Origin of the sequence: Chitinimonas sp., from assembly GCF_041904975.1 — a bacterium.
Taxonomy (GTDB): Bacteria; Pseudomonadota; Gammaproteobacteria; order Burkholderiales; family Chitinimonadaceae; genus Chitinimonas.
The window spans coordinates 1-3814 of record NZ_JAYRLZ010000351.1 but is presented as its reverse complement, the minus strand read 5'-3'; the positions used below and the strand labels follow the sequence as shown (position 1 = coordinate 3814).

The following is a 3814-nucleotide window of genomic DNA, read 5'->3' as shown; positions in this document are numbered from 1 at the left end:
ATTGCCGCTTTTATCGTTTAAGAATTCGACGACATCCACCTGGCCCGCGCTGGCTGGCGCCGGTGCGGCGATATCGATCAGCAGCCTGTCGTCGAGGCCACCGGCCACGCTGCTGGTGCGCGACAGCCGATCAAGCGCCTCGGGCTGATCATTCAGATAGGCATCGTAAAACGGCAGCAGCCAGCCCAGCACATCAGCGGCATAGCTGGCCTTGAAGCCATGCGGGACGCCTTGCAATTCGACCAGATAGCGACTGCCCTGCATTTTTTGCAAAGCCTTGCGGCTCATATCAGTCGGGGCAATGATGTCTGCACTGCCCGATAGCGCCAGATAGGGCCCGCGCGCTTGGGCCGCGCCGTCCTGGCCGAGGCCGAAGGCGGGCAGGATGCTTTGCCCGGAATAGGGGATATAGCCAACCACCGCCTTGAGGCGCGGCTCGGTGGTCACGCTGCGGCTATCGAGCAGCAGGGTGGTGGTGAGACGCGCGCCCATCGCCAGCATCATCGCCTCGCCGCCGAGGCTGGCACCAAAGCCGCCGATGCGCTGCGCATCGATATGCGCGGCATAGTCCGGCCGGCTCAGCAGAGTATCCAGCGCACTACGAATGCCGAGCGGGCGCATCGCCTGCAGTTCCACATACTGGTCGAAATTGCGCACCAGCTTCCAGACATCGCCCAGATCCTTGATCTGCACCACGCCGATGCGCTGGTCGCCATGAAACGGCGCCAGCACCGCATAACCCTTGCTGACCAGGGCGGCCAGCAGGCTCAGGGTATCGCCATCGACCGGGCTGCCGCCCATGCCATGCGAGAACACGATCAAGGGGTAGCGCTGCGCGGCATCGGCAAACAGCGGCGCATCGCCGCTGCGCTCCATATGCGGCAGGCTCGGGCCATCGGGCAAGCGATAAGCCGGGCGCGGGTTGTCCGGCGTGGTCGGGTAGCAGAACAGCGATACCAGCGGCACGGTCTGGTTGGCAAAGCGCGGATACAGTGCCTTGTCATTGGGCGGGCTGATCGGCGCGCTGAAAGCACTGGCCGGCTCGGCCAGCGCCTCGGCCAGATAATGGGTCTGGCCATTGCGGATGATGCCGGTCCACAGATCGGCGCCGCTTACGCCGCTCTGCGCGAGCTTGGCGTCGTCGATAGCCAGATTGCTGCACGCCATCGGATAACTGCCCAGCGCAGGCGGCGGCAGGGCATCGACCCGGCCAGCGGCCTGAACCGCCGGGGCGAGTGCAAACAGGGTGATCAAGGAAATGGCATATCGCAACATGGTGTGACTATCCGGTCTGGACTGACGAAGCGCCGGAGCGCGCGAAACATGCAGCACAAAATTTCCTCGATGGTACTGCCGCAGGCTTGGGATTAACTGAACGGCCGACCGCCTTCAACCGCAAGGCAATAGGAAAAATGCCCTCAGGTGCGATAAGCTTGCCGCCATTATTTTGCTTGTTCCCACCATGAACCACTCCCTGCTGATCGAACTGTTCACCGAAGAACTGCCTCCCAAGGCCCTGCCCAAGCTGGCTAGCGCCTTTGCCAACACCGTCGTGGCCGAATTGAAGGCGCGCCATCTGGTATCCGCCGAGCCGGCCTTCGAGGTATTTGCCTCGCCGCGCCGCCTGGGCGTCACCGTGCAGGGCGTGCTGGCGCAGGCACCGGATCGCGAAGTGGAAGAGAAGATCATGAGCGTGGCAGTGGCCTTCGATGCCGCCGGCAATCCGGCCATGCCGCTATTGAAAAAGCTGGAAAGCAAGGGGCTGGACGCCAGCGCCATTGCATCGCTTGAGCGCAAGCCCGATGGCAAGGCCGATGCCCTGTTCCTGCGCCAGCGCGTGCAGGGCGATGCCTTGGCTGGCGTAATCGACGCGATTCTGGCGGAAACCATCAAGAAGCTGCCGGCCCCCAAGCTGATGCGCTGGGGCGCCCGCGAGGTGCAATTCGTCCGCCCGGCCCATGGTCTCGTGGTATTGCATGGCGCCGATGTGCTGCCCGCCAGCGTGCTGGGCCTCACTGCCGGCCGTGCTAGCGGCGGCCATCGCTTTCTCAGCGCCGGCAAGGTCGACATCGCCCATGCCGATCACTATGCCGCCACGCTCAAGGAGCAAGGCAAGGTCATCGCCAGCTTTGACGCCCGCCGCGCCGCCATCGTGGCCGAACTGAACGCCAAGGCTGCCGCCCATGGCGCCACCATTGCCGGTGGCGATGCGCTGATCGACGAAGTAACCGGTCTGGTCGAGTGGCCGGTGGTGCTGGAAGGCAGCTTTGAAGCGGAATTCCTGAAAGTGCCGCAGGAATGCCTGATCCTCACCATGCAGCAGAACCAGAAATACTTCCCGCTGCTCGATGCCCAAGGCAAGCTGACCAATCGTTACCTGATCGTGTCGAACCTGGCCTCGAAAGACCCGGGCCAGATCGTGCACGGCAATGGCCGGGTGCTGCGCGCCCGCCTGTCCGACGCCAAGTTCTTCTACGAGCAGGACCAGAAGCACCGCCTCGACAGCCGCCTCGGCCGCATGGCCAATGTGGTCTACCACAACAAGATCGGCAACCAGCTCGAACGCATTACCCGGCTGGAAACCGTGGCCGCCCAGATTGCCGAAGGCCTGGGTGCCGACAGCGCACTGGCCGCCCGCGCCGCGCATCTGGCCAAGGCTGATCTGGTTACCGATATGGTCGGTGAATTCCCCGAGCTGCAAGGCATCATGGGTACCTATTACGCCCGTCTCGACGGCGAGCATGAGGCGGTAGCCGAGGCCATCGAAGGCCATTACCACCCGCGTTTTGCCGGCGATACCCTGCCGCAAGGCCCGATCGCCCAGGCGGTGGCCCTGGCTGACAAGCTGGAAACCCTGGTCGGCATCTGGGGCATCGGCCTGATCCCGACTGGCGACAAAGACCCCTATGCCCTGCGCCGCGCCGCATTGGGCGTGCTGCGCATGCTGGTCGAAGGCCAGCTCAAGCTGGATCTGCGCGAACTGTTGGCCCGCACCGCCGCCAGCTTCCCGGCTGGCGTGGTGGCCGATGGCACGGTGGACGGCGTGTTCGGCTTTATGCTCGAACGCCTGAAGAACCTGCTGGCCGCCGACTACCCGGCTGCCGACATCGACGCCGTTTTGGCCGATGCACCGAGCCAGTTCGATGAAATCGGCCGCAAGCTGGCCGCGGTAGCGCAATTCAAGGCCCTGCCGGAAGCCGCCGCCCTGGCCGCTGCCAACAAGCGCATCCGCAATATCCTGAAAAAGAATGTGGCAGAGGGCGAAACCCTGCCGGCCATCAACCCAGCCCTGCTGGTGGAAGCCGCCGAGCGTGATCTGCACGCTGCGCTGGCCGCTTTGCAAGCACCAGTGGAAGCCGCCTTCAAGGCGCATGACTACACCGCAGCGCTCAAGCAGCTGGCTGGCCTGCGCGCCCCGGTCGATGCGTTTTTCGACAGCGTGATGGTGATGGCCGACGACCTGGCAGTACGCGGCAACCGCCTCGCCCTGCTGGCAGCACTGAGCAGCCTGATGAACCAGGTGGCGGATATTTCGATGCTGGCTGAATAAACCGTGAAAGGTGAAGCGTGAAAAGTGAAATGTGTCCATTCGCAGCTTACCGCTTCACCACGTTTCACCTTTCACTTTTCACCTTTCACGCGCACTCATGAAACTCATCATCCTCGACCGCGATGGCGTCATCAATCACGACCGCGACGACTTTGTGAAGTCGGCGGCCGAGTGGGTGCCGATCGATGGCAGCCTGGAGGCGATTGCCCGGCTTAACCATGCCGGCTGGCGCGTGGTGATTGCCTCCAACCAGAGCGGTATCGG

The 3814-nt window shown here is 63.6% G+C and carries 3 protein-coding genes; 2 read left to right on the top strand and 1 reads right to left on the bottom strand.

The genetic code is table 11. The annotated features are described in order from the left end of the window. A partial coding sequence (locus ACE3OH_RS20560; protein WP_374357551.1) for an alpha/beta hydrolase family protein occupies positions 1-1275 on the bottom strand: 1275 nt, incomplete at its 3' end. Positions 1276-1462: 187 nt separating this feature from the next. Between ACE3OH_RS20560 and glyS the strand changes: the two genes are divergently transcribed. Both glyS and ACE3OH_RS20550 read left to right on the top strand, forming a co-directional pair. After that, entirely contained in the window at positions 1463-3550 is a 2088-nt protein-coding gene (gene glyS, locus ACE3OH_RS20555; RefSeq protein ID WP_374357548.1) for a glycine--tRNA ligase subunit beta, read from the top strand. A 97-nt stretch (positions 3551-3647) separates the two neighbouring features. Next, positions 3648-3814, top strand: a 167-nt coding sequence (locus tag ACE3OH_RS20550; RefSeq protein ID WP_374357554.1) for an HAD-IIIA family hydrolase, incomplete at its 3' end; no start/stop codon positions are given.

Excerpts from the sequence above, each read along its gene's own strand:
- glyS (WP_374357548.1), top strand. The coding sequence starts at position 1,463 with ATGAACCACTCCCTGCTGATCGAACTGTTCACCGAAGAACTGCCTCCC.